This is a genomic window from Jeotgalibacillus campisalis, from assembly GCF_000829515.1.
Classification (GTDB): domain Bacteria; phylum Bacillota; class Bacilli; order Bacillales; family Jeotgalibacillaceae; genus Jeotgalibacillus; species Jeotgalibacillus campisalis.
Map to the genome: position 1 here is coordinate 142,767 of NZ_JXRR01000022.1, position 25,467 is coordinate 168,233.

General features: G+C 42.9%; 21 protein-coding genes and 1 pseudogene. 5 read left to right on the plus strand and 17 right to left on the minus strand.

Features of this window, described 5'->3' with window-relative positions; all coding sequences use genetic code 11:
• The first annotated feature begins 134 nt into the window (after positions 1 to 134).
• Complete coding sequence (locus tag KR50_RS16545; RefSeq protein WP_041061267.1) at positions 135 to 1,532, plus strand: sucrose-specific PTS transporter subunit IIBC; 1,398 nt, start codon at positions 135 to 137, stop codon at positions 1,530 to 1,532.
• A 62-nt stretch (positions 1,533 to 1,594) separates the two neighbouring features.
• Positions 1,595 to 3,046 carry a sucrose-6-phosphate hydrolase gene (locus KR50_RS16550; RefSeq protein ID WP_041061269.1) on the plus strand — a complete coding sequence of 484 codons (1,452 nt, stop codon included), beginning with the start codon at positions 1,595 to 1,597 and terminating at the stop codon, positions 3,044 to 3,046.
• A 46-nt stretch (positions 3,047 to 3,092) separates the two neighbouring features.
• Here KR50_RS16550 and KR50_RS18090 read toward each other — a convergent pair whose 3' ends face one another.
• Positions 3,093 to 5,534: a cell wall-binding repeat-containing protein gene (locus KR50_RS18090; RefSeq protein ID WP_052477184.1), complete on the minus strand. Its 2,442-nt coding sequence runs from the start codon at positions 5,532 to 5,534 to the stop codon at positions 3,093 to 3,095.
• Positions 5,535 to 5,855: 321 nt separating this feature from the next.
• Between KR50_RS18090 and KR50_RS16560 the strand changes: the two genes are divergently transcribed.
• The gene (locus KR50_RS16560) at positions 5,856 to 6,320 is read left to right on the plus strand and encodes a hypothetical protein (RefSeq protein ID WP_041061271.1); all 465 of its coding nucleotides are present in this window, start codon (positions 5,856 to 5,858) and stop codon (positions 6,318 to 6,320) included.
• Positions 6,321 to 6,394: 74 nt separating this feature from the next.
• Here the strand turns inward: KR50_RS16560 and KR50_RS16565 are convergent, their stop codons facing one another.
• From KR50_RS16565 to KR50_RS16595, 7 genes are all read right to left on the minus strand, one after another.
• On the minus strand, positions 6,395 to 7,294 hold the full coding sequence (locus KR50_RS16565; RefSeq protein WP_041061273.1) for an ROK family protein: 900 nt from the start codon (positions 7,292 to 7,294) through the stop codon (positions 6,395 to 6,397).
• A 72-nt stretch (positions 7,295 to 7,366) separates the two neighbouring features.
• Positions 7,367 to 8,461, minus strand: coding sequence for a Gfo/Idh/MocA family protein (locus KR50_RS16570; protein WP_041061274.1), 1,095 nt, complete (start codon positions 8,459 to 8,461; stop codon positions 7,367 to 7,369).
• Between the two features lie 33 nt (positions 8,462 to 8,494).
• Entirely contained in the window at positions 8,495 to 9,094 is a 600-nt protein-coding gene (locus tag KR50_RS16575) for an SGNH/GDSL hydrolase family protein (protein ID WP_041061276.1), read from the minus strand.
• A 172-nt stretch (positions 9,095 to 9,266) separates the two neighbouring features.
• Entirely contained in the window at positions 9,267 to 10,220 is a 954-nt protein-coding gene (locus tag KR50_RS16580; protein WP_041061278.1) for a type I phosphomannose isomerase catalytic subunit, read from the minus strand.
• A 197-nt stretch (positions 10,221 to 10,417) separates the two neighbouring features.
• Positions 10,418 to 11,227, minus strand: coding sequence for a carbohydrate ABC transporter permease (locus KR50_RS16585; RefSeq protein WP_041061280.1), 810 nt, complete (start codon positions 11,225 to 11,227; stop codon positions 10,418 to 10,420).
• A gap of 16 nt (positions 11,228 to 11,243) precedes the next feature.
• A complete protein-coding gene (locus tag KR50_RS16590) occupies positions 11,244 to 12,125 on the minus strand; it encodes a carbohydrate ABC transporter permease (RefSeq protein WP_232304303.1) in 882 nt (293 codons plus the stop codon).
• Between the two features lie 222 nt (positions 12,126 to 12,347).
• A complete protein-coding gene (locus KR50_RS16595; protein WP_156969565.1) occupies positions 12,348 to 13,601 on the minus strand; it encodes an ABC transporter substrate-binding protein in 1,254 nt (417 codons plus the stop codon).
• 799 nt (positions 13,602 to 14,400) lie between these two features.
• Here KR50_RS16595 and KR50_RS16600 point away from each other — a divergent pair.
• The gene (locus KR50_RS16600) at positions 14,401 to 15,837 is read left to right on the plus strand and encodes a carbon starvation CstA family protein (RefSeq protein WP_041061289.1); all 1,437 of its coding nucleotides are present in this window, start codon (positions 14,401 to 14,403) and stop codon (positions 15,835 to 15,837) included.
• Positions 15,838 to 16,317: 480 nt separating this feature from the next.
• Here the strand turns inward: KR50_RS16600 and splB are convergent, their stop codons facing one another.
• From splB to KR50_RS16625, 5 genes are all read right to left on the minus strand, one after another.
• A complete protein-coding gene (gene splB / locus KR50_RS16605; RefSeq protein ID WP_041061290.1) occupies positions 16,318 to 17,346 on the minus strand; it encodes a spore photoproduct lyase in 1,029 nt (342 codons plus the stop codon).
• Positions 17,339 to 17,599, minus strand: a complete 261-nt coding sequence (locus KR50_RS16610) for a transcriptional regulator SplA domain-containing protein (RefSeq protein ID WP_041061292.1) — start codon at positions 17,597 to 17,599, stop codon at positions 17,339 to 17,341. The genes splB and KR50_RS16610 overlap by 8 nt, the downstream gene beginning before the upstream one ends.
• A 794-nt stretch (positions 17,600 to 18,393) precedes the next feature.
• A complete protein-coding gene (locus tag KR50_RS16615; RefSeq protein ID WP_041061293.1) occupies positions 18,394 to 19,032 on the minus strand; it encodes a ThuA domain-containing protein in 639 nt (212 codons plus the stop codon).
• Between the two features lie 10 nt (positions 19,033 to 19,042).
• Complete coding sequence (locus KR50_RS16620) at positions 19,043 to 19,744, minus strand: SDR family oxidoreductase (protein WP_041061294.1); 702 nt, start codon at positions 19,742 to 19,744, stop codon at positions 19,043 to 19,045.
• 73 nt (positions 19,745 to 19,817) lie between these two features.
• Entirely contained in the window at positions 19,818 to 20,954 is a 1,137-nt protein-coding gene (locus KR50_RS16625; RefSeq protein WP_041061295.1) for a Gfo/Idh/MocA family protein, read from the minus strand.
• A 319-nt stretch (positions 20,955 to 21,273) separates the two neighbouring features.
• Between KR50_RS16625 and KR50_RS18350 the strand changes: the two genes are divergently transcribed.
• Complete coding sequence (locus tag KR50_RS18350) at positions 21,274 to 21,390, plus strand: YjcZ family sporulation protein (RefSeq protein WP_084215649.1); 117 nt, start codon at positions 21,274 to 21,276, stop codon at positions 21,388 to 21,390.
• A 290-nt stretch (positions 21,391 to 21,680) separates the two neighbouring features.
• Here KR50_RS18350 and KR50_RS16630 read toward each other — a convergent pair whose 3' ends face one another.
• The 4 genes and pseudogenes from KR50_RS16630 to KR50_RS16645 form a co-directional block, all read right to left on the minus strand.
• On the minus strand, positions 21,681 to 21,995 hold the full coding sequence (locus KR50_RS16630) for an amidohydrolase family protein (RefSeq protein WP_156969552.1): 315 nt from the start codon (positions 21,993 to 21,995) through the stop codon (positions 21,681 to 21,683).
• 90 nt (positions 21,996 to 22,085) lie between these two features.
• Positions 22,086 to 22,868: an endonuclease/exonuclease/phosphatase family protein gene (locus tag KR50_RS16635; RefSeq protein WP_041061297.1), complete on the minus strand. Its 783-nt coding sequence runs from the start codon at positions 22,866 to 22,868 to the stop codon at positions 22,086 to 22,088.
• 4 nt (positions 22,869 to 22,872) lie between these two features.
• Positions 22,873 to 24,528 (minus strand): PTS transporter subunit IIBC, encoded by a 1,656-nt coding sequence (locus tag KR50_RS16640; RefSeq protein WP_041061298.1) that lies wholly within the window; start codon positions 24,526 to 24,528, stop codon positions 22,873 to 22,875.
• A 293-nt stretch (positions 24,529 to 24,821) separates the two neighbouring features.
• Positions 24,822 to 25,428, minus strand: a pseudogene (locus tag KR50_RS16645) (zinc-binding dehydrogenase); the annotation flags it as partial.
• Positions 25,429 to 25,467 lie beyond the last annotated feature (39 nt).

The following is a 25,467-nucleotide window of genomic DNA, read 5'->3' on the forward strand; positions in this document are numbered from 1 at the left end:
GATGTTACAAACGCTTACATTTTTTATTTAATTTATATGGAATCGATCACATAAATTTCATTTCCAGCGTGATCTTGTGCTTATACATCAATTGTGGAATCGATCACATATTCATACTAAGAGGAGGAGATAAAATGGCTACATATCCTGAAATAGCAAAGCAAGTCATTGATGCCATTGGCGGCGAAGAAAATATACAGTCTATTGCACACTGTGCCACCCGCTTAAGAGTGATGGTGCACGATCAAGAAAAGGTAGATACAGAGGCAATAGAAAATATCGATAAAGTTAAAGGGGCTTTTTATAATTCCGGTCAGTATCAGATTATCTTCGGAACCGGTACAGTCAACCGCGTCTTTGAAGCAGTTGAAGAACTTGGCATAACCGGCAGTACGAAATCGGATATTAAAAAGGAATCTGCTAAGCAGGGAAATGCTTTTCAGCGCGCCATTCGTGTATTCGGTGATGTTTTTGTACCGATCATTCCGGTTCTTGTGGCAACTGGACTTTTCATGGGACTCCGCGGTCTATTGCTTCAAGAAGCGGTACTAGGCTGGTTCGGCTTAACACCTGATAGCGTTCCTGAAAATTTAATTCTCTTTACACAGGTCTTAACAGATACAGCGTTTATTTTCCTTCCGGCGCTGGTTGCCTGGTCCGCTTTTAGAGTCTTTGGCGGTACGCCGATTATAGGACTTGTGCTCGGACTCATGCTCGTTTCTCCCGCCCTGCCAAATGCCTGGGCCGTTGCAGAGGGAGCAGCTGATCCCATTTATTTCTTTGACTTCATTCCAATCATTGGCTATCAGGGATCTGTTCTACCCGCATTTTTTGCCGGATTTGTAGGAGCAAAATTAGAAAAAGCACTGAGAAAAAAAATACCGGAAGCACTGGATTTAATCTTAACTCCTTTTCTCGTATTGCTGATTATGATCGCATTGTCCTTATTCATCATCGGACCTATTCTTCACGCTGCTGAAAACGGAATTTTCGAAGCGATGCTTTTCCTGCTTGACCTGCCATTTGGCTTAAGCGGTCTGATTATTGGTGCTACCCACCAGATTATCGTTATCACAGGAATTCACCATATCTTTAACTTCCTGGAAATACAGCTTTTAGAGAATCTCGGCTTTAATCCGTTTAATCCAATCATTACAGGTGCAATCGCAGCACAAGGTGGAGCAGCTCTCGCTGTTGCAGTGAAAACCAGCTCGAAAAAGTTAAAAGCATTGGCTTTCCCTTCTGCTCTTTCCGCTTTTCTTGGAATTACAGAGCCGGCGATATTCGGTGTAAATCTTCGTTATATGAAGCCATTTGTAATGGGCTTAATTGGCGGCGCTGCATCAGGATTCCTTGCCTCTATTCTTAATCTTCAGGGTACAGGTATGGCGATTACTGTAATCCCGGGAACCCTGTTATACTTAAATGAACAAATCTTTGGCTACTTGCTTGTTAATGCGGTTGCTATTGGCGTTGGTTTTACACTGACTTACTTGTTCGGCTTTACTGACAAAATGCTTGAGAAAAAATAATAAACTAAAAAAGAGACCTGGAGCAGCTTCTAGGTCTTCTTTTATTCCAAGGAGATCTGATTATGAGTCTTGACAAAGAACTTAGGAAACAAGCGTATGAAGCCGTTGAACGGGAAACAATAAAAGTACAGGAAGATACCTTTTTCCCAGGCTTCCATTTAGCTCCACCGACAGGATTGCTCAATGACCCGAATGGCTGGATTCAATGGAAAGGCATCTATCATTTATTTTTTCAGTGGATGCCCTTTAAAACAGGACACGGTGCAAAGTTTTGGGGACATTTCAGCTCAGAAAATTTGACGGATTGGACATTGGAGCCGATCGCTTTGACCCCTGGTGACTGGTACGACAAAAACGGCTGTTATTCAGGCAGCGCGATTATTGATGATAATAAAATGAAACTCTTTTACACAGGGAACGTCAAGGACGAGCATGGTCAGCGCGAAAGCTACCAATGTTTAGCAGAGAGTGCGGACGGCATTACCTTTACAAAAAAAGGGGTTCAAGTCGAACTGCCTGAAGTATATACTCCCCATTTTCGTGACCCAAAGGTTTGGAAACACGGCGGTCGCTGGTATATGGTCATCGGCGCACAAACAAAAGACGAAAAAGGGGCAGTAGCGCTATTAGAATCCACTGATCTAACGGAATGGACAAATAGAGGAACCATCAGTCACGCAAACCATTCTCCTCTCACCAACTTTGGCTATATGTGGGAATGCCCGGATGTCTTTCAATTGGATGGAAAAGAGATACTCCTATTTTCACCACAGGGCCTTGAAGCGGACGGAATTCAGTTTAACAATACCTATCAGTCAGGCTACGTAATAGGTGAATTGGATTATGAGGCAGCGTCCTTTGACCATGGAACGTTTAAAGAAATTGATCACGGCTTCGAGTTTTACGCTCCTCAAACAACAGAGGATGAAAAAGGACGGCGTATCTTGTTTGGCTGGATGGGCGTGCCGGATCAGCAGGAATTCGAACAGCCGACCATTCAAAACGGGTGGGTTCACCAGATGACACTGCCAAGAGAACTGCGCCTGGTCGACGGCTGCTTGCATCAACTCCCATTGCCGGAAATGAAAGACCTGCGCACAGAAAAAACCTATGATGGACCTGTTAAAGACCGGTATGCCGGCTTCATCGCGCGAACTGTGGAAGTTCAGTTAAAAGGACGGGTGAAAAGGCTTGAGCTATTTGGCAATATGACCCTAACCTATGAACCCGATAAGCGCCTTCTAACGCTTGAAAGACCCAACTATGCAAACGGCAAGCCTGAAGCGAGAAGCTCCATTCTTTCAGCAGATCTTTACAGCCTTCAATTATATATCGATCATTCTTCGCTTGAGATTTTTGCCAATGATGGAGAGAGTGTTTTCACTTCAAGGATGTTTGCTAAGCCTGAAAACCATTCGCTTTATGTAGAAGTAGATGGAAGCGTTGAAATGAGCATCTGGACGCTTAAAAATAAAACGGTAGCCTACACGAACGATCAGGATGAACTTAAATGAAAAAAGAGGTTCGAAGACAATGTCTTTGAACCTCTTTTTGTGATTTCTATGAATCTGCCCTTCGATCTAATTCCAGCTTTACTTCTTCTCCGACCACGCCTGCACTGCCGAAAATCGTGAAAGCCTGATAACGGGAAAGAAGGCTTTCCGTCGCTTCAGGAATCAACCGTTTCTTAACAAGCAGAATATCCGCATCTTTTTTTGCCGCAAGAGCTGACCCGGCCAGTGCATCCGGAAAATCCTGTCCTGTGACAGCGTAGGCATTTGTCGTGCCCATCTTTAGATGCTGATTTATTTCAAAAGCGGTGTCATATCGTGATTTGCCGCCGTAACGGACAGGGTTCGGAAATTGTTCCATTGCAAGCTCACTTACAACCCCCGTGCTTCCCACAATGATCGCCTCATCCTTGCCGGACAATGCCGCTGCTGTTTCATCTGGCACTCTATTCTTTTTTGTCAGCAAAATAGGAATTCCATTTCGTGAGGCATAAGGCGAAACGGAGAGTGCATCTGGAAATGCGGAACCGCCAGCTACGACTGCTTTTTGAGAAGGAAGTTTTTTCGCAATGTTTGCTGCAGTTTCATAGCGGTTTTTCCCACCGATTCGCTCTACAGAAAGACCTTTTTGTTTCAATCTAGCCTCCACATCAGCAGAAACGACACCCGTTCCCCCAAGAATCAGCACATTCTTTGCTTTGAGACGGTCGATTTCTTTTTCCGTTTTTGAATGAAGGGAAGTGGATCTTGTTAAAAGAATCGGAGCATTTCTCTGGTAGGCCAGAGGTCCTCCAGCTAAAGCATCCGGAAAATCACTTCCCGTTGCCAGCACGACCGTGTCAGATTCTCTCCAGCCATCCTGTGAAATGTTAACGGCTGTTTCATACCGGTCCACTCCGCCGATACGACCGGTTTTTGAACTGATCGTCAGACTTGCTGCGGGACTTTTATTTCCCGCTTTATCCATTGACGTTACACTTAAAACCGTTCCTGTTTTTTGCGGATTGACCGGGATGGAAAACGTTCCATTAACAGCTGCCTCACCCTCTCCAAGAACTCTGCTGCCGGCTTTTATTGTTACCTTGCTGCCCGCTTCAGCCGTTCCGGATATGGTGCCGGACATGCGATTGGCGCTGTCTATCTTCGGACGGACAGGCGGTGTCACGTCAATCACCCGATACTGCATTGAATCTCCTTTAGATGCAGGCTCTTCAAAACCGGCGGCATTTCCGGCCGGTACATTGATGGCTCCTCCCCCTCTCAGTTTTTGAGGAAGGGTTCCTTGATAAAGAGGACTGGTGATCTCAGAAAGCATCGGTTCACCGTTAAAACCGTACAATCCATCTTCCTCATTCATGAAAAGAGCCTGGCGGAAGTCCGTTAAAAACTGTCCGGCCGTTTTCTTTGGATCAATATGCGTTTGAATTACATCTTCAAGTGCCAGCTTCGTCGATTTTTCGTTTTCAAGCAGCTCTTTGTAAATGTCATTTCCCTGATCTGCCTGAATTCGCATGTACTGCCCAAATAAATAGGACAAGGAGTAATTGGAAAGCACATCCCCATTCCGATCCCAATAAAGCAGGGAATGTCCGTTTGCAATAGATTGAGATCTTTCATAATAGCTTACCCGGCTCCGCAATGGACCGAGATACATATGCTCAGCTGCCATCGAAAGTGCTTCATTCAGCCAAATGTCCATTTCAGGTCCTTTTTCAACCAGCACGTTTTGGTTGTAATTAACCATATGCTGGAATTCATGAGCGATGGTTGAAAAAGCCTTGCTGACATCGTATGAGCCTTTATCAAAGCCCATTGAAGGATACGTATCGATGTAAAAGATCTCCTGATTATTGGACTTTGGTGAAGCAAAAAGGTCCCGATTGTAAAAATAGCCTCCAATATAGCCTCCTCCAAAAGCTGTAAATCCATCTTGAATATCAAAGATTAAAATGGACACTTTGCCGTTGCGGTCGACATCAGATTCGCCTGCAAAGTTCTCTGTGACTAATGGGTAAATTTTTTGATCAAACTCATCGCTGATCTCTTTTGCCTTTGCAGCAGAAATTTCGTTATTATGTACCCATATATCTCCTTGCTCACCACTATGTTTTAGTTCTGCAATAAGCTGATAGTCGCCTTCTGTACGTGCATTATAAACCCAAAAATCCTGCTGATCCCCAACAGAATAGACCTTGCTCTGCTTAGACTGCTTGTTAAACAGGGGAGCATCTGCTTGTTCTGGATCAAAATTAAGCTGCAGGTCAATTTTATAGGCTTCCTGAGATAGTGATTCATGCTTTGTCAGGCTTTCATTCACGTTCTTCATTGAAAATGCTCCGGTAGACTGGGTGACTGCCGGGTTAAAAGATTCGTTGTTAATAATAACTGTGTCCCCATTCCCTGTGTCAGCTCCTTCGACTGAGTGCTGCGACAGCGGTGTCACCACAGCTGCCATTAATAGGAATGAGGAAAATACTTTCAATAGTTTCAAATGAGCCCCTCTTTTCTTCTCTCTATCTTTCTTTCTATAATAAACTATTTATGTATAAAGACATATAGAAATGGGTATATTCCGCTATATTTCTATTGATTCTTTCACTACCGAAATGATTGTCATCCATTTATAAGTGATCTTCCTATTTATATACTAAATTTTTACTTATTTCATATCCTAAGACATACACCCCTTTATTAGATGTGATGCTGATGGCAGCGACGGGATAAGTGGAGCACAGCAGTTTGTTTGCGCTGCAGTTATCTCGGTCGTGCTTAGAAAAATGAGAACTCATCACCTTACCTAAAGGAGGACATCATGAGAAGAAGACATCATCAGAATAGAATCCTTTTGCTTGCGGTTGGTGCGTTTTTTATTTTACTTTTGTTTTTCACTCTTCTATTTCGCATCTTTTCAGATGATTATCAAGCCATTCATGCCGTTGAAGATTTTTATGAGCATGAACAAAAAGGGGATTTCACCGATTCTTGGGAATTGCTGCATTCGTTTATGAAGGATAGGTGGACAAAAGGGTCGTTTATTCAGGATCGTGCACATGTATTTATCAATCACTTTGGGGCGGATACGTTTCAATTTACAATTGAAGAAGTGGAAGAAATAGAGGAGTGGAGAATGGCAAAGGATCTTCCTCCCGTAGTGAAAGCACATAAATTTATCGTGATCCAGACGTATAAAGGGAAATACGGGAAATTCAATTTTATGCAGGAGGTGTACGTTGCCGAGGAACATGGAGAGTGGCGAATTCTTTGGGATTATAATTAGGGAAACGGACAATAAAAAGGGACCGATCACGAGCTTCTGCCCTCATGATCGGTCTTTTGCAGTCAAGGAAATGATCAAGAAAGATTTAATTCCCTGACATACACAGCTGCCCCTAATACGCCTGCTTCATTGCCATGCACAGCATACGCAAAATCAAAAGAGCGCTGAAGACTTGCATACACTCTTGCGTTCGTCTTTTCAGCCAGAATAGGAAGCAGATAATCATGCTGCGTCATCACTCCGCCTCCAAACACAAAGATTGCCGGATTAACAGTATGAACAATGTTTGCGATCGCGATAGATAAATAAGTCATCGTCTCATCTATCAGCTCTACTGCCTCTTTTTCTCCTGCCATAGCACGCTCGATTGCTTCCTTTGCCCCATTCTGCCAGCCGAACCGTTCTCTGCTGATCGCAGAAATGGCTGTTCCGCTCACATATGATTCCAGCGCACCAGGGTTTAAATTCGACTGATGGCGGCCTTCAGGAAGAATAATCATATTCCCAATCTCGCCAGCGCATCCTCTGGCTCCTTGAATCAGCTGTCCATCATTCACATAGCCGCTTCCAACACCTGTGGATACGGTCGTAAACCAAACACTTTCGTAACCCTTTCCTGCTCCGCTTGCAGCTTCTGAAAGAGCGGCAGCATTTGCATCATTCAGCAGACGGACCGGCAGTAAAAAATGCTTCTGTAATACATCCGTAATCGGTACAAGCCCCCAATCTGGCAGGTTTGGCGGGTCAAGTAATACACCGAGCTTATAATCAAGCGGACCAGGCGCACAAATGCCAATTCGCTCAAACGGCATGGTTTCTTTTGCGCGCTCAAGCATATGGATAATGATTGAAAGAGTATGATCAGGTCCTTTTAACACTTCAGAATCCCGCTCTTCCCAATAGTGCATCCGTGCTCCTTCAAGCACCCCCACTCTCACGCGGGTTCCCCCAAGATCGACTCCTGCTGTCAGCATCCTTTTGTCTCCTTTTCGTCTCGAACTTCATGTCCACAAGGCTCATTTTTCAAGAGTACGTTATTTTTCTCTTCAATCGTTGTCCCCGTCTAAATAAACAGCTCTGCCTGTCTTCGCAGATTCGTATAACGCCTCCAAAACCTGTGTAACGACGTAGGCCTCTTCCGGCTTTACGAGCGGCTTTGTATCATGTTGAACGCACTCAATCCATAACCTCGCTTCTAGATCGGCTTCACTTTCCTGCTCTCCTTCATAAAAGGCAATATCTCCGTCATTTAAATCCACTTTGGTGGTGTATAGCTGACTTAAGTTTTCACCGTTTAAACGAAGGCCGTCTTTCATATCCGCTCCGCCTTCTGTCCCGCTTAGCGAGCATTTTGCTTCATCCACATCAAGCGTATTTAGGGCCCAGCTCGATTCTAGTGAAATCGTTGCTCCGTTTTCCATCGTAATAAAGCCAAATGCCGAGTCTTCTACGGTGAATTTCTCAGGATCCCACGAGCCAAACAAATTCGCTGCGTTCTTCTTTTGACCAAGCTTGTGATAGGTTGTCCCGAGCACAGCTTTTGGCTTATAGTTGTTCATCATCCAAAGCGTCAAATCCAGTGCATGCGTCCCGATGTCAATTAACGGACCCCCGCCCTGTTTTTCTTCATCCAGAAATACACCCCAAGTAGGCACGGCTCTTCTGCGGATGGCGTGTGCTTTAGCAAAGTAAATCTCACCAAGGTCCCCGCGCTCACATAATTGTTTTAAATAACGGCTGTCCTGTCTGTACCGGTTATTGTAGCCAATTGTCAGCTTCTTGCCTGTCCGTTTGGCTGCTTCGACCATCGCTTTTGCTTCTTCGGACGTTTTCGCCATCGGTTTTTCACACATAACATGCTTGTCCGCTTCGAGTGCTGTAATGGAGATTTCTGCATGAGAACTATTCGGAGTACAGACATGAATCACATCAAGAGAAGGATCACTGAGCAATTCCTTGTAATTTTCATACACCTTCGCCTCTGGTAAACCGAATTGTGCCGCAGCTTTCTGGGCTTTTTCTAGTTCAATATCACAAAAAGCAGCGATTTCAACCTGATTTAATTTTGCCAGAGACGGCAAATGCTTGGCATTCGCAATTCCTCCGCACCCAATAATTCCAACCTTTATTTTCTTAACCAATACGCTCACCCTTTCGCTTGTTTTTGTTACCTGTTAAAGACTCACATTCGCTTTCCAAATTGCTGCCATAAATCGATTTCCTGCTTCAGTCATATGTACACCATCAGTTGTTAACGGGGGATGGTTCCCTTTTGCCAGCGTTTCCATAAATGCAGCATAAGTCGGCACATAAAAAGCGCGGTACTCTTCTGCCAAAAGGCGCACGATTTCTGCATACACAGCCAGTTCCTGATTTCCTTTTGACACCGGATCTTCTTCAATAATCGTCGGTTCCATCAAAATTAGTCTCGTATCTTTTGAAAGCTGGTTTAATAGTTTACGATATACTTGTTCAAATTCATCCGGCGTAACCTGCTGATCTTCCGGATGATCCAGCTGATGCCAGACATCGTTCACTCCGATGGAAACAGACAGTACATCGGGTTCGTGAGCAAGCACATCTTTATCCCATCTTTTTTCAAGATCCCATACTTTGTCCCCTGAGACACCTCGATTTAAAATGGTCCAGTCTGGATTCTTTCTAAGAATATCATCCTGCAGAAACTTCACGTACCCCGTGCCAATACCATCCGGGTCCTCAAATCTCCCGCTCTCTGTAATACTGTCGCCAATGAACAATAACGTTTTAGACATCCTGATTCCTCCTTACCTTTTCCTATTCATTTATCGTAGCATGAATAGATGGTTACTGGTTATTCATATCTACTTAATTTTTTGATTACTTTTATAATTTGGGATTTAGTTTTCTGTAAACAAAAATGACTTGAAAGCAATAACCGCCTTCAAGTCAACTTCTTCTATTCAATTACGCCTCACTCGTCACCCATTCCATCGACCCTTCTGCAATGATGCGTCCTGATTCTTTCGGCACTAGAAAGTGATCTCCTTTTGCTACAGCTATGGTTTCGCCTGTTTTTTCTACGTGCACCATACCTTCACCCTCAATCACACTCAGTAATTGAAAACGATCGGCATTCGTCAGCTCATAGCCGGAAGTTACGTCATGATGCCAAACCGTAAATTCATTTGTTGAAACGAGCTTGGTCAAGATCCCTTTCTCGAGCGTTTTTATTTCAGGCTCAGGAGTCGGATTGTCGTGCGGTATTTTAGACACCTCGATCGCTTTTTCAATATGCAGCTCGCGCTTATTGCCCTCTACATCCGTACGGTCAAAATCATACACACGATACGTAGTGTCACTCGACTGCTGTATTTCAAGAATCATAATTCCCGCACCAATCGCGTGAATCGTACCGCTTTCTACAAAGAGAAAGTCACCTTTTTGAACAGGCTTTTTCTGCAATAGAGAGGACCATTCACCTGCTTCCACACGGCCGACAAATTCTTCCTTCGTTTGAGCAGTATGTCCAATGATTAATTCAGCACCCGGTTCCGCGTGAAGGACATACCAGCACTCTGTTTTTCCATAAGGCTCCCCTTCAAGCTTCATCGCCTGCTCGTCATTCGGATGTACTTGCACCGATAAATCAGCTGCAGCATCCAATACCTTTACCAATAGAGGAAATTCGTTTAACTCATATTCACCAAATACGTCTTCTTTATGCTGTTCCCACACCTGAGAAAGGCGCATGCCCTTGTAAGGACCTGTTTCCAGCACACTTTCTCCATGTGCATGAGCGGAAATGCCCCAGCACTCGCCAATCGGTCCTTCAGGAATCTTGTAGCCAAATGCTGATTCCAGCTTACGGCCTCCCCAAATTCTTTCTTTAAAAACAGGTGCTAATTTATATAAACTCATTTGTTTTCAATCCTTTCACTCTCAAGGTTAATACTATCCGTATAAACCATAGTCCAGTTGACTCCCCGCTGTCAATTGCCCTTTGAAAAACATGTCTAGCTTAAAATCAAGGTATGTCCCTTTCTTCCCGCCCAATCAAAAAAAGCAGACCCAATTGGATCTGCTTTTCATATTTTTTCTATTGGAATTCCTACACTTTAGCCCTTCACTGCCCCTGCTGTCACGCCTTCTATAAAGTAGCGCTGCAGGAATAAGTAAGCTAGAACCATTGGTGCTGACGCAATTAGAACGCCTGTGAAAAGCATCGGATAATTGGTCGCATACTCACCCTGGAATTCAAGAAGCGCCAGTGGAAGTGTTTTGTATTCATTTTTTGTAATAAACAGCAATGGATACAAGAGATCATTCCAATGCATGACAAAAAGGAAAATCGATGTTGCAGCAATAGAGGGAATTGATAATGGAATCGCGATTTTTCTGTACATTTTCCATTCGCTTGCCCCGTCAATTCTTGCAGCCTCAAACAGCGTCTTAGGAATTGACTTCATGAAGCCGCTCATAATGAAAATCGCAACCGGCATCGTAACCGAAATATTCACCAGAATGAGACCGAGCAGTGAATTGGTTAAGCCAAGATCAAATACAAGCTGATAAAGAGGAATCATATTGACCTGCGCCGGAACCATCATCCCAAGCGTGAACAAGGAAAAAAAGACAACTCCAATCCAGCCGAACATTCTTGTAATCGCATAGGCAATTAAACTTGCAAAAAAGATCGTAAAGGTTACTGAAAATAACGTAACAATAACACTGTTCATAAAGTACCTTGCCATTGGCTGGTCGACAAAAATAGATACATAATTATCGAATCTGAAGGATTCAGGAACGCCAAGAATATTTGCAAACACCTCAGTGGTTGACTTAAAGGTGGTGAAAATGACGGCAATCAACGGAATGATAATCACCAGTGCAAAAAGACTGAGCAAAATAATTTTAAATGCTTTCAACGCTTCTCACTCCTTTCTATTCCTGCACTCTGCTGGCGCGTAATAACCTGAATTGGGCTACTGTAATCAGGGCAATGACAATCATGAAAATCACAGACTGTGCAGAAGCGTACCCAAACTCAAAGCTTCTAAATGCGGTTGAGTAAATTAAAGTCGCCAGAATTTCAGTTGAATAATTGGGACCTCCACGTGTCATGGCAAAGATCAAATCAAATGCTTTAAAGGACTGAATTGTCGTATACGCCATAACAATCGTAGCGGATGGCGCAATCATTGGCCAGGTAACAAAGCGGAATCGATCCCACTTGCGGGCTCCTTCCATATCCGCCACTTCGTACAGATCCTTTGGAATTGCCTGGAGACCAGCAACAAAAATGATGAGCATTTGCCCAGTGTGAAACCATACCTGCGTAACCGCAACAGAAAAGATCGCCAGGTCCTGATTTCCAAGCCAGCTCTGCTTTAAAAATCCTAAATTGATTGAGTCAAGCACCGTATTGAGAACCCCGATGCTTGGATCGTAAATAAATGTCCAAATAAACGCAACGGATACCGAGCTCAGGATGGTTGGGAAAAAGTACAACGCCCTAAGGAAAATATTGGTTTTCGTATTCTTAATTAAAAACATTGCGAAAATAAGGGAAAAAACAGTTTGGAAAATCAGGACAAACAGCATAAATTTAATATTATTGACGAAGGCTTTAAGAAATATAGAATCATTGGTCACAATATTAATATAGTTATCAAATCCAACTACATTAAAATCCGGAGACAACCCGTCCCAATCCGTAAACGAATAAATGACCGCATTAATGGTCGGCACGATAAAGAAGATAGAGTATAAAATAAGGCCCGGTAAAAGAAATAAAAACAGTGATTTATTTTTACGAAAATTCAATGGGGTCCCCCCTTGCATAATTAGAATTGATCTAATAGATCGTTTAGAAAATAAGAATCAGACTGTTGGCCGATGCCTGCACTCTCACTGTTTATAACTGTTTTGCGCATTGCTTTTGACAATTCGCCAAATCAGGAATTCTCAGTAAAATGTGTAAGCGCCAAACCAGCAGTCTGATCTGAAATTGAGTATTATTCTATTCGTTGTACCTTAGACCGCAAATTAGTCCAGATTTTCATCGACGATCTGCTGGGCTTCTTCTGCCGCAGCTTCAGGCGTTTCGCCTCCAACCACAGATTGAATCGAAGCGATCACCGCTCTTTCAATGTCTGCATTTGTGATCAGGAATCGCGGCTGAAATCTTGTATTGCGATCCATCCATTCAGAGGTGGATTTAAGTTCTTCCGATTCATATTCAACATCCTCTACTGTCACATGCTGCCCCGTCTCATTTGCATAGGTCGAAGCATTATCCACATCAGACAAAAATTCAACAAATGTTTTCGCTGCTTCTTTTTTCTCTGAATTGGCATTCACGGCAAGCATAAAGGTAGTCGTGTTGATGCCTTCCCACTCAGCTTCTGCTGCTTCTGTCGTAATTGGGGCAAGCAGACCAAGTTCAATATCCGGATTGATTTCTTTTACACCAGCCATTGCATAAGAGCCGCTCGCTAGCATAGCTGCTTCCTCATTGGCAAGCTGGGCAATCGCGGAAGTATGGTTTGTTCCGAGTGAATCAGCGTTTAAAAAGCCTCTTTCTTCAAGCTCCTGGAACTGAGAAAGTGTTTGAACCCACCACTCATCCGTCAACTTTGCTTCTCCCGCCATAAGCCTTTCAAAAATATCTTCCTCAGGTGCATTATTCATCATCATTGAATTCATGAATTGCCCAGGTCCTATATCAGATCCCGGGAATGCGATCGGTGTATAGCCCGCATCCTTTAGTTCCTGGCAAAGAGCTAAAAAGCCTTCCCAGTCATCCGCAGGCTCAAGTCCGAGCTCTTCGAATAATCCTGCATTATAGACTGGCTGATTAAATACGAGCTGAAGCGGTACTGCCATCTGCTTGTCGTCAATCTGACCAGCCGTTATCAGTTCATCGTTGTAATTTTCTAAAAATTCTTCGCCGCTTAAGTCTTCAAATAGACCTGCCTGATTAATGATTTCCATTTGGGACCCCGGAAAGCTTGTGAAGACATCTCCAGTGGAACCGTCTCTCAGCAGGGTCTGAGCAGTAGATTGATATTGTTCAGACGGATAAATCGTCATATCGACCTGAATGTTCGGATTTTCTTCTTCAAACTTGGCAATTAATTCATCAAAAACCGCCTTATCTTCCCCTCGCCAGTGAATGAAGCTGATGGTGCCTTCTCCGCCGCCGCCTTCTTCAGATTCGTTGCCGCCGCCTGATCCGCCCACACAGCCAGCCAGCATTGTGCCTAAAGCCATCGTACTGATGCATACCCATTTTTTCATCACAATGATTATCCCCCTTAATCTATATTTCTACTATAGTACTCTGGCAAAACTTTTAAAAAATAGTTACCTAACAATTTAGAAGAAAGATGTTCAGCAGGCTGACAGACAGCCATACTGCCCAGCTGGGAAGTAAAAGAATAACGTTAGCTTTGATTATGTAAAATGATTGGTATCCATTATAGTGACATATTAATCACTCTCTATTTTTTAGCCTCCCAGACCGTTCTTTCATTAAATTGCGCTAAAAGACTTATTATGTAATACCTTAAATACATTCCACTTAAACATTTTTCTACAAAATAATTTATATTTCAGATATTTTAAGAAAAAAGACTCAGTTATCAAGCGACATTTTTCCCTTAAATCTCTTATATCAAGGCATATATGATCACTTAAAATGACTAGTTTACTTTTTGATAGGCTCGTCTTTCGGCATACTCCCGACAGCCGCTGCAGATCTTAATTATTTTTCCGCTATCATTTCTGAATGGAACCAAGGGCTTTATTTTCCGTTTGCAAATGGAACAGGAAGTCTTAAAAAACGACAACATATTGATTCTCCTTTTCACTTATTTAAGTTGATTGTATTTAGTCTAATAGAGAAGTAAATAAATTACCAGCTTAATAATAAGTAAATAATATCCATCAAAATAGAGCAATTTATTCATTTTAAACGTGGAAACGCTTAAATTGACGAAATACTGTATTTTTTCTGAAAACGGGGTTCCCCTCCTCACATCCTCGTGTTACTATTCCCTATATTCTATTATTTACTGATGCAGCAGGAGGGATTGTCATGGTAACATTTTTTGCAAGCATTGTTTTACTGATCGCAGGCTATGTTTTTTATTCGAAATTTGTAGAAAGAGTTTTTGTTATTAATGATGAAACCTCCACTCCCGCTTATACAAAGCGCGACAATCTGGATTATGTTCCGATGAGCTGGTGGAAGGGAAACCTGATTCAGCTTCTTAATATCGCCGGACTTGGCCCAATTTACGGCGCAGTAGCGGGTGCACTTTACGGTCCCTCTGCTTTTATTTGGATCGTTGCAGGCACGATTTTTGCAGGAGGCGTGCATGATTATTTCTCCGGCATGCTTTCAATGAGACATGGAGGCGCACAGTATCCTACCTTAGTAGGGAAGTATTTAGGGAAGACCGTGAAATCCATGATAAACGGATTGTCCCTCGTCTTAATGATGCTTGTAGCAGCCGCTTTCACAGCTGGGCCTGCACAACTAATCGCTCAAATTACGCCATTAAGCTTTACCGTTGCTCTTATTTTAATATTCAGCTACTTTTTACTCGCAACCATCCTGCCAATAAACCGTGTGATTGGAAAAATATATCCGGTGCTTGGCGGCATCCTGCTTTTTATGGCAGTAGCAATCGGCGTTGCTTTAATATTCAGCGAAAATCCGATACCCAACCTGACACTCCAAAATCTTCATCCAGGTGAACTGCCAATCTGGCCGCTTCTCATGGTCACGATTTCATGCGGAGCAATCTCAGGTTTTCATAGTACACAAAGCCCGATCATTGCCCGCACGATGAAAAAGGAATCAGATGGAAGAAGAATTTTTTACGGGGCGATGGTGACAGAGGGCGTCATTGCACTAATCTGGGCCGCAGCCGGCATGACATTTTTCAATGGTACAGCAGGTTTGCAGGAAGCCCTTGCAGCAGGAGGACCTTCGGGTGTGGTTAATGAAATTTCTACCACGCTTCTTGGTACACTTGGCGGCATTCTGGCGATCCTTGGGGTCATCATCCTGCCAATCACAACAGGAGATACAGCGTTACGGTCATCCCGAATGATTTTAACGGAACTCATGTCAAAGTTTTTTAATATGGAAAACAAAACAAAAATTATCTTAATTACCATTCCAGTAGCCATCCCGACTTTCTTCCTTGCTACGATCGACTATACGTTCCTTTGGAGATATGTCGGCTGGACCAATCAGGTTGTCGCGTCTGTCATGCTTTGGACCGGTGCAATCTATCTGTTGAGACATAACCGATTTCACTGGATCTGCGGCATTCCGGCTATGTTCATGACCGGCGTAGTCTGCACGTATATTTTTTACGCGCCGGAAGGTCTCGGACTGGATTATCATTTATCAGTCGGCATTGGGCTGGCATTGTCCTTTATCGTCTTGATCTGGTACATCACACAAATCATCAAATATCGCAGCCTTCATCAAAATGAAAAGGCGCTGAAATTAGCTTAAATTACATAATAAAAAGCGATTCTGATCATTTCAGAGTCGCTTTTTATTCTTTATATAGAACGTATAGATTAAAAAAAATCATCTTTTTTATTTAAGCCGATACAATTTTGCTTTTAGAGGGCGTAGTCTCGGATTTTTTCTTGTTGCAAACAATACAGCGGCCTGTATAAATACTGTACCTGTGCTTCTTTTTAAGTCTGCAGTCAATCTTATACTTCAGCTTCATAGGCTTTTACCTCCATTATATCCGCTCGTTTTCATTCTTTCCCTTCCCCCTTGTCTGAAAGTGTAGATCATCTCATCTATCCTACTCGTCTAAGATAACTTGTTCTTTATTAAGAATACTATTAATTACTGGATAAATCAAATAGTTTTTACCATTTTAATTATTTTTTTACGTCTTTTAATTCGCTGCAAGCATACATAAAATGCCTAGTTAAAAAAATAAAACAGTCAGAGTGAAAACTGACTGTTTAAGGATTACGTAAAGTATTCGATTTTCGCTTGAGGGAACATATTGTCAATATAACCTGCTAGCGTACCTTTAATTTGTTCCTGTTCATCATCCTGATAGACATATTTTCCAATGCCGTATCTTCCCCATTTCCACTTACGGGCCGATTCATCAAGCTCGAGCTTTGTCATCGGATAGTTTTTCTCAATCACACGTTTAGCCGGTTTTGTGAAGCGATGCTGAATCATTTCAAATGTTAAGTCTTTTTTTGCAAAGGCGGGAAGCTTGGACTCCAGTTTTTCCATCATCTCCCCGTAGCCTTCCTGCCAGCCGTCATGAAGGTAAATGGGGGCTATGATGAACCCTAGGGGATAGCCTGCCTCTGCTACTTTAACTGCCGCTTCGATCCGTTCATCAAGACGGGAGGTTCCCGGTTCGAAATTCTTTATAATGTAATGATCGTTAATGCTGAAACGAAAGCGGGTTCGTCCATTGTGTTTGGCATCTAACAAATGGTCTACATGGGCAAATTTTGTTACAAATCGGAGTCTTCCATGCTCTGTGGCACCGAAATGTTCAATCGCCCGCTTTAATGTATGCGTTAAATGATCCACCCCCACAATATCAGAAGTACAGGAGGCTTCGAACCTTGTTTCTTCCGGCATCCGTTCTTTCATATATTCGTCTGCCTGGTCAAAAATTTCTTCTACATTTACATAGGTACGGATATACGGCTTGTCTCCCATCGTCGTTTGCAGATAGCAGTAATGGCAATGCCCCATGCAGCCTGTAACAAAAGGGATTGCATATTCTGCAGACGGTTTGGACGTATCAAACTTCAGCGTTTTCCTCACACCAATCACGAGCGTGGATTTTGCCTTCCGATACTTCTGAAAATGGTTGTCACCGGGTAGGTTTCGGATTTGATTATGAGACGTCGTTTCTTTAATTTCGATCCCCATTCCCTTAAATTTTTCAACAAGCTGTTTACCAAGTGGATACTCCATTGCACGGGGCTCGACAAATATCAGCTGCGGTACGAATGGCTTAACCATGGTAGCTCTCCTGATCCGGAATACCGAAAGCTTCCCTGAACGCACGGTCTGCCTCGAATGCTGTAGGATATACTGCTACGTCTTCTGTTAGTGGATAATACGTGTCGTAAAGGTACAATGATTTTTGGTCCGGAAGTTCAGGATGAGGAACGACAAAGGCTTCCTGTACGTTCGCTACTCCTTGCGAGTGAGGATTGCGTAAAATCACAAAAACACTTTCTTCATCAAAGCACTGTTCTTTTTTATCCATCATTCCACCTAACCTTCTTCAATATAGGAGTATTGTTTCCGTAACAAAAGAAAGTTATTTGTTTAAATGGAATTTTTCTGTTTTATTCTGGGATTGACAGTTTTTTTTATAAAGGGGACCGGTTCATTTCCGCTTCAGGCGGAGGCTTTCCGCGTGGCGGGAGGTGAGCCACATTGGTGCTTCGCATCTTCTGTGTCTCACCCTTCCCGCTTCATCACGCTGGAGTCCCCGCCTTACACTCCAATGAACCTATACTTTTTTTAAGAAATCATCCATAAGGTTTATGATTAAAGTGGCAAACGTTATTTTTAGTCCTAAATTCATTAAGAAGAAGACCGGTTCATTTCCGTTCCAGGCGGAGGCTTTCCGCGTGGCGGGAGGTGAGCCTCTTTGATGCTTCGCATCTGCAGTGTCTCACCCTTCCCGCTTCTTCACGCTGGAGTCCCCGCCTTCCGCTGCAATGAACCTATACTTTTTTTAAGAAATCATCCATAAGGTTTATGATTAAAGTGGCAAACGTTATTTTTAGTCCTAAATTCATTAAGAAGAAGACCGGTTCATTTCCGTTCCAGGCGGAGGCTTTCTTACGTGGCGGGAGGTGAGCCACATTGATGCTTCGCATCTGCAGTGTCTCACCTTTCCCGCTTCATCACGCTAAAGTCCCCGCCTTCCGCTGCAATGAACCTATTTTTTTAAAGGATTAGCTCATGGTGAAGCTTTATTAAAATTCTTTTTAATCCCTCGAAACAAGAAACTTTAAATCAGAGAAATACGGATTAAGCCGACAAAACAAGTCATTACAATTGGTGAAGTGCCGCTGCCAATACGCGTGTAAAAGATGGGTCGGTTAAGCCTTCTTCATTATGGGCCGGCGTCAGGCAGACTACTTTGCCTGCACCATAAGCATGGGACCATCCCGCTATGGAGTCGCCGTCGACCGAGGAGGAGTGCATAAAGATCTCTTCCGGTTCTGCGGTACAGTGGACAAAGTAATGTTCATCTACAATAGAGAAGGATTCAAGGGATGAATAAGCGGACCTTTCGTCAATTGAGTAGCGGACGACTTGATGCTTTTTTGGATGATAGTCGAAAGAACCTTTAAGCATATCTGTATATGTATCCACTGAATCATAGGAGGACAGGCCTGAGTGCCAGGCAAGCCAGCTCCCTCCTTTTTTAACGAAAGAGGCAATCGCTTCAGCTGCTTCTTCATTCATCCACGTTTCCACCTGCTCATCCTGCGGGTTTAATCTGTTTTCAGCAAACAAAATAACGCCATCCCACTTATCTGAAAGTTCGTTTTGAAGGTCTAAAACGGTAGCGAAGGTTATGGTTATCGGCTCCTTCATTTGATTAATCGCCAATTCCAGCGATGATCTTGCCCGGTCTTCCTCATGATAAAAATCTCCCAACACTGCAAGCATCTGCTTTGCCATTTTCCCACCTCTACACGTTCATTTTATTTCCTTTAAAATCAACAAACCGGCTGCCTTCGCTCACATGTATTTTTCGTTCAAGCATACGGAAGATTCCATCTGTTGGTTCCATAGGATCCAGCGCAGCCTTTTGTCCGCCCATATCTGTTCTCAGCCACCCCGGATGAATGGAAAGGACTTGAATGTCTTCTTCTTTTAAAGAGCGATCCAATTTTTCACCCAGCATATTTAGTGCTGCTTTTGACATTCCGTACGGATAATTCCCCCCGTTTGCATTTGTTAGGCTTCCGGCATCTGAGGAAATGTTTAAAATGGACGGCTGGCTTCCCTTTTTGAGCAAAGGCAGCAAGTGCTTAATAACGCGCAATGGACCAAGCGTGTTCACATCAAAGGATTGTCTGCATGCTTCTATATCCAGCTCTTCAATTTCGCTTTCCACTTCAAGCAGTGTGCCTGCGTTGTTGATGATGACATCCAAGGATCCGGAATGAGCTAGAATTTTTTCCTTAGCATGAACCACCGAATCTTCGTTTGTCACGTCTACCTGAAGAACGATTAACTGATCTGTTGTTTCCATTTGTTTAATCAATTCTTTCCCGGAAGTGGAGTCCAGTGTCCGTACTCCGGCAAAAATCCGGTGGCCTTCTATCAATCCTTTTTGAACTAAAGCATAGCCAAGTCCTCTGTTCGCACCTGTAATGAAAATATTCATTTTATCCCCCTATTCAAGCAGTTTCATGACCTGCTTATTCTTTGTATGCGTTTTCATTTTGTATCAGCTATATCTAGGATGTTTTTACCTCCACCCATTTTTCCTGTTCGTGACTTTCCAATATGGCATCAATCACACACATAGAAGCATGACCATCCTCAAAGGTAGCGAAATTCGGTTTGTCTTTTAAAGGATCTTTTCCTTCTTTAATATAGGAATAAAAATTTAACATCATATTTTTTAATGCATCCGGCCAGCCTTCATTATGTCCGCCAGGGTGGTGAATCGAGGACCTTGCCTCAGGTGTAAACAACGTAGAATCTGCCAATAGAAGATCATTCGATTTCTCCCGATGGCCAACCCAGAGCTTTTCAGGTTCCTCCTGATTCCAAAATGCAGAACCCAAGCTGCCGTTCATTTCAAAGCTCAAGCGGTTTTTTCTTCCCGCGCTGATTTGTGAAACGGTAAAGACACCTTTTGTTCCATCATGAAACCGTAGCAGGACGGATGCATGATCCTCGGTTTCCACTTTATATTCTTCATAATCCTCCGAATCAGCTGAGATCCGTTTTTTTCTGATTGGCAGAACCGTTGTCATATCCGCAAAAACTGACGTGATCCTCTTGCCTGTCACAAACTGAACCGTATCACACCAATGAGAGCCAATGTCTGCCACTGCCCGCGTCTTTCCGCCTAACTTTGGATCGAGACGCCAATCATAATCCGTGTCATTTAACAGCCAGTCCTGCAAGTAGCTGCCGTGGATCAAATGAACGCTGCCGATCGAGCCATTTTCAACCATATGCTGCAAGTTTTGAACGCTTGGAAATTGTCGGTAATTAAAGTTAACACCATGAACTATTCTTTTTTCGCGGGCTAAATTAAGCAGTTCAAATGATTCTGCACAAGAAACAGCGAGCGGTTTTTCCGACAACACATGCTTGCCTGCTTTAATAATTTCCATACTGATTTCATGATGCAGATAATTAGGTGTGCAATTATGCACGACTTGAATAGTTGGATCGAGCAGCATTTCACGGTAATCCCCATAGGCATGCGGGATGTCCAATTGCTCCGCCTTCATTTTTGCCTTTTCAAGACTGCTGGCAGCCAAAGCCACCACTTCCACAAACCCCAGTCTCCTGACCGCTTCAACATGTGCAGGACCGATAAAACCGGTACCGATGACGCCAGCCTTGATTTTGTCCATCAAATAGTAGCTCCTTTCATGCTTTCGGGCTGCTGAACGAATAATTTAAGTAGTTGAGTATTTTGTCATTTTCAAAAAAGTGAAAGAATATTGAATTAATTGTATTATACCAACATCATCTAGCGAGGCAAACCTAATATGGCAGGGATAAATAAGGAGACTGAGAGCAGGAAGACTTTTTTACATAGACTGTTTGATTGTTTCATGAATGAAAACGTATTTATTTTAAAGCGAACAGAATGATAAAGCAGAGATTTGTAACCGACCCTACTACACCAACATAGGATAAACAATCACCTAATTAAGGAGGTTGGACACATTGAGTAAAGGATTTGGATCTGGATTTGCATTGCTTGTTGTATTGTTTATTTTGTTGATCATCATCGGCTGTTCTTATGGACAGGGCGGTCAGGGCGGCGGACACGGTTATTGTTAATTTGAATAAATAAAAAGAAGCGGCGCCTTGTTCTTGAACTGGGTGCCGCTTTTTTATTTCTGTAATGAAACCAGCTTCTCGGAGAATAAAAGAAAAACGTATTTATACTCTCAGACTTTTAACGGTGAATATCTTGCTAATCGCACCGTCACTTTACAAGATTCATATACTAATAGAAGAACAGGAGTGAAGACAATGGAAGAAAAAATCTGCACGCTTACACTAGATTTACCTTCTGGTTCCGCTGTTCCTGCCGTCACAGACGTCATTACTCCACTCAATTTGTGGATTTAAAGTCCTTCAGCGGGTTGGCTGACCAGAGAAAAAAGGTCAGCATCTTTCCCGACTTCAATTGAGCCGATAGAATCATTGAGGTTCAGGCTTTTTGCTGGTTGGATGGTAATCGACTCCAACGCTTTTTGTTCACTCAGTCCATGTGCGATCGCATGACGGACGGATATGATTAATTCTTCAATAAGAAAAACAGGATGGTCGGTTGTGATGGAAAATGGGATCCCGGCTTGTTCGAGCTGCCGATAGATCTCCCAAGGCTGGTTGGCAAGTTCAACGCTGATTTTGCCGATCATCGTAGGACCAAGTACCACTTATAATAAGAAAAGCAAGGTTAATAGACCAAGAACGATCCAGAAAGTAACACAAAAAAGCGAAAGGCACATGGCCTTTCGCTTCTTTGGTTATTCTGTTGCAAGCTCCACTTCTACCCCAAAGTGATCAGAGACGACAGGTTGATTCTCGCCATTAAAAATTACCCGTGAATAAGCAACACGAACAGGCTGATTGGCAAAGATAAAATCAATCCGAAGCTGCCGCTCATTTTCAGACCACCCGGCAATTTTCCCTGAAATCGTAACACCACTGTCTTTGTTTTCAGCAAGTGTGTACGTATCAAAAAGTCCTTTTTCCACTAAATACGTATAGCCTTCCCCTGTAATGCCGGCATCATTATTGAAATCGCCGAGCAAAATGGACAACCGTTGTGAATCCACTTTCTCCATTAACCGGTCTACCTGCTCCTTATAAGGCTCTTCTAAATCATTCCACCAGCCGAGGTGACAGGAATAAAGATCAATTTCCTGTTTTCCGTATAGCACTGTCGCTCTGACAATGGATCTTGTTTTCCAGACAGCAGGGTCATGTGAAGCTGTAATAAAAAACTCAGAAGTGCGCACGATCGGAAGTCTTGTCAAAATGGCAAGCCCTTCCGCCTGCGTGTCGTAGCTATAATGGCTGAACGTCCACACCATCTCATCTTCCGCTCTGCCAAGCGCCTTTAGCTTGTCTAACAGCACGTAGCCATAATGTTCATCCACTCTGGCATCCGATGCATTTTTTTGGCTCACTTCCTGAAGCGCAATGACGTCGTAATCGTTGTCGACGATCGTCCGAGCGAGTATTTCAATCTTCTCTTCCTGGTTTTCTTCCTGCCACGCATGACAGTTGAGTGTTAATAAGCGCATTTTATCAAGCTCCTAATCGATCCTGAATGTCGGATTTTAATACATCCGCTTTGGGTCCATAGATTGCCTGTACCCCTTTGCCGCGTAAAATTAACCCAAGAGCTCCTTTTTCTTTCCATTCTTTTTCTGTACCAACTGCGTCGGGATCTTTTACCGTCACACGAAGTCTTGTCATACATGCATCCACTTCTTCAATATTTTCCTGACCGCCAAGCAGACGGATAATGGATACAGCAAGTGAACCATCCTCTGCGACGCCCGATGCTGAAGAAGAGGAACCAGCACCTGCATCAGCCGTTTCTTCAATGTAGTTGCCCGCACGGCCCGGTGTTGGGAAGTTAAAGCGTTTAATCAAGAAGTAAGAAACACCAAAGTTTAAACCAAAAACTAAAATAGCCACAAGTGCCAGATTCAGCAAGTCACCGGCAAGTCCCGCATTAATAATCAAAGGCGTTCTCGTTAGAAATTCAATAAATCCAAAAGCATGAATACGCAAATCAATTAAATCCACAAGTGCAAAAGAAACACCTGTCAAGACAGCATATACAATATAAAGAAGAGGTGCTGCAAACATAAACATGAATTCAATCGGCTCAGTAACGCCTGTTAAGAACACAGCAAGACCAGCTGATAAAAACATTGATTTATATTTTGTACGCTTTTCTTTATCAACATTTAAATACATAGCAAGCGCAAGACCCATTAATGCAGCAGATGAAGCAAGAAACTGACCGACTTTAAAACGTGCAGGCACGACATCTTCTGTCAGCTGCTGATAGCCGGCTTGATTGCCCTGCTGCAGCATATTGTATAAATCCGTCACCCAGGCAAGCCAAAGCGGATCCTGTCCTGAAACAACACTTCCTGCATTTGAACCGGTTAAAATCGTGTACGTCCCGCCAAGCTCTGTATAGTTAATCGGAACCGTCAGCATATGATGAAGACCAAATGGCAGCAGCAAACGCTCAACCATACCGAAGACAAACGGCGCAACAATCGGCGCAGTATTTCGTGAAGTCGCAATCCATTGTCCAAATTCATTCAAAAGTCCCTGAATAAACGGCCAAATGATAGACAGCAGCAAGCCAACGACAACAGATCCGGCAATCACAACAAACGGCACGAAACGCTTTCCGTTGAAAAACTCCAATGCCTGAGGCAGTTTATTATAATTATAAAAGCGATTATAAAGATTTGCTCCCAAAAACCCTGAAATAATTCCGACAAAAACACCCATATTCAGTGCCGGCGCTCCAAGGACGGAGATAAAATAATCAGCAACTGTCAGCTGGGCACCAAGTAGTGAAGTGACAGTAGCTTCTGAATCAGCCAGCATGTCAGCGTTTACACCAAAAATAGATCCTGTAATACGATTAATAAGCACAAATGCGATCAATGCTGCGAATGCACCGCCAGCACGATCCTTCGCCCAAGAACCACCAATGGCTACGGCGAAAAGCACATGCAGATTGGTAATTATCGCCCAGCCGATATCCTCCATTACCCGCGCAACCGTTTGCATTATCATAACATCGCCTGTCATCATCGCAAGCAGTTTACCTAATGAAATCATAATTCCAGCAGCCGGCATAACGGCTACTACAACAAGCAGCGCTTTTCCAAACTTCTGCCAAAAATCAAAAGATCCAAAAATTTTCATGTTCACCCTCCGTACTATCTATAATTTTATAAGTATAAAAAAGATCAATAATTCGGTGCAACCGTTTGCACTTTTCTTATTGTATAGACAAGTTAAATAGATTGCAAGCGTTTTTATGAAAATTTATTTTTCTTTAATTTTTAGTATTGGAAATAATTTTTATCTCACTTTCTAACGAATGAGTTGATTCCTTTGTCACCTATAGATGTCAATGTAGGAGTTATTTTACACATCCTAACGTTAAAAACCCACCTCCCTTCAAAAGAGAAGAGTAGATGGGTTTTGGGTTTGAATTATTCTTCAGGCAGCAACACGATTTTGCCTACTTTACCTTTCTTCTTAAAATATACTTGAGCTTCTTTGGCTTTTTCCAAAGGAAAGCTTTTATCTATAACCGGCTTTATTTTTCCTTCAGCAATCGCCTTAAGCATCTCTTTAAACTCTGACCTTGTCCCCAAATTTGGCCGCCAGCAGAACCTGAGATACAGAATTTTCCACCTTTTTCAATACGTGAAGAGAGGTAGGAAACAGGGCATCCCCTACAACGTCTAAAACGGTGTCGATCGGTCCTCCATTTACCGCTAAAATCTCTTCTGCAAGAGTATCGGATTTATAGGATACTACATGTGTGGCTCCTAATTCTTTCATTACTTCCTCAGCATGTAAATCACCAATTATCGCAATAACTTTAGCACCAAACACTTTAGAGGCAATTTGAACAAGTAATGATCCAACTCCTCCATTTCCCCCTGTTACCATAACAGTCTCTCCGGGTTGAACCTAAACTTGTTTGACCATATGCCAAGCCGTTAACCCGCTAACTGAAAAAACGGCACTTTTTGAATAAGCAGCAAGGGGCATATCAAAACATAGGTCAGCAGGCCACACCACATATTCAGCACCTATTATTTTTTACCACAGATTCCACCTGATTTAAAA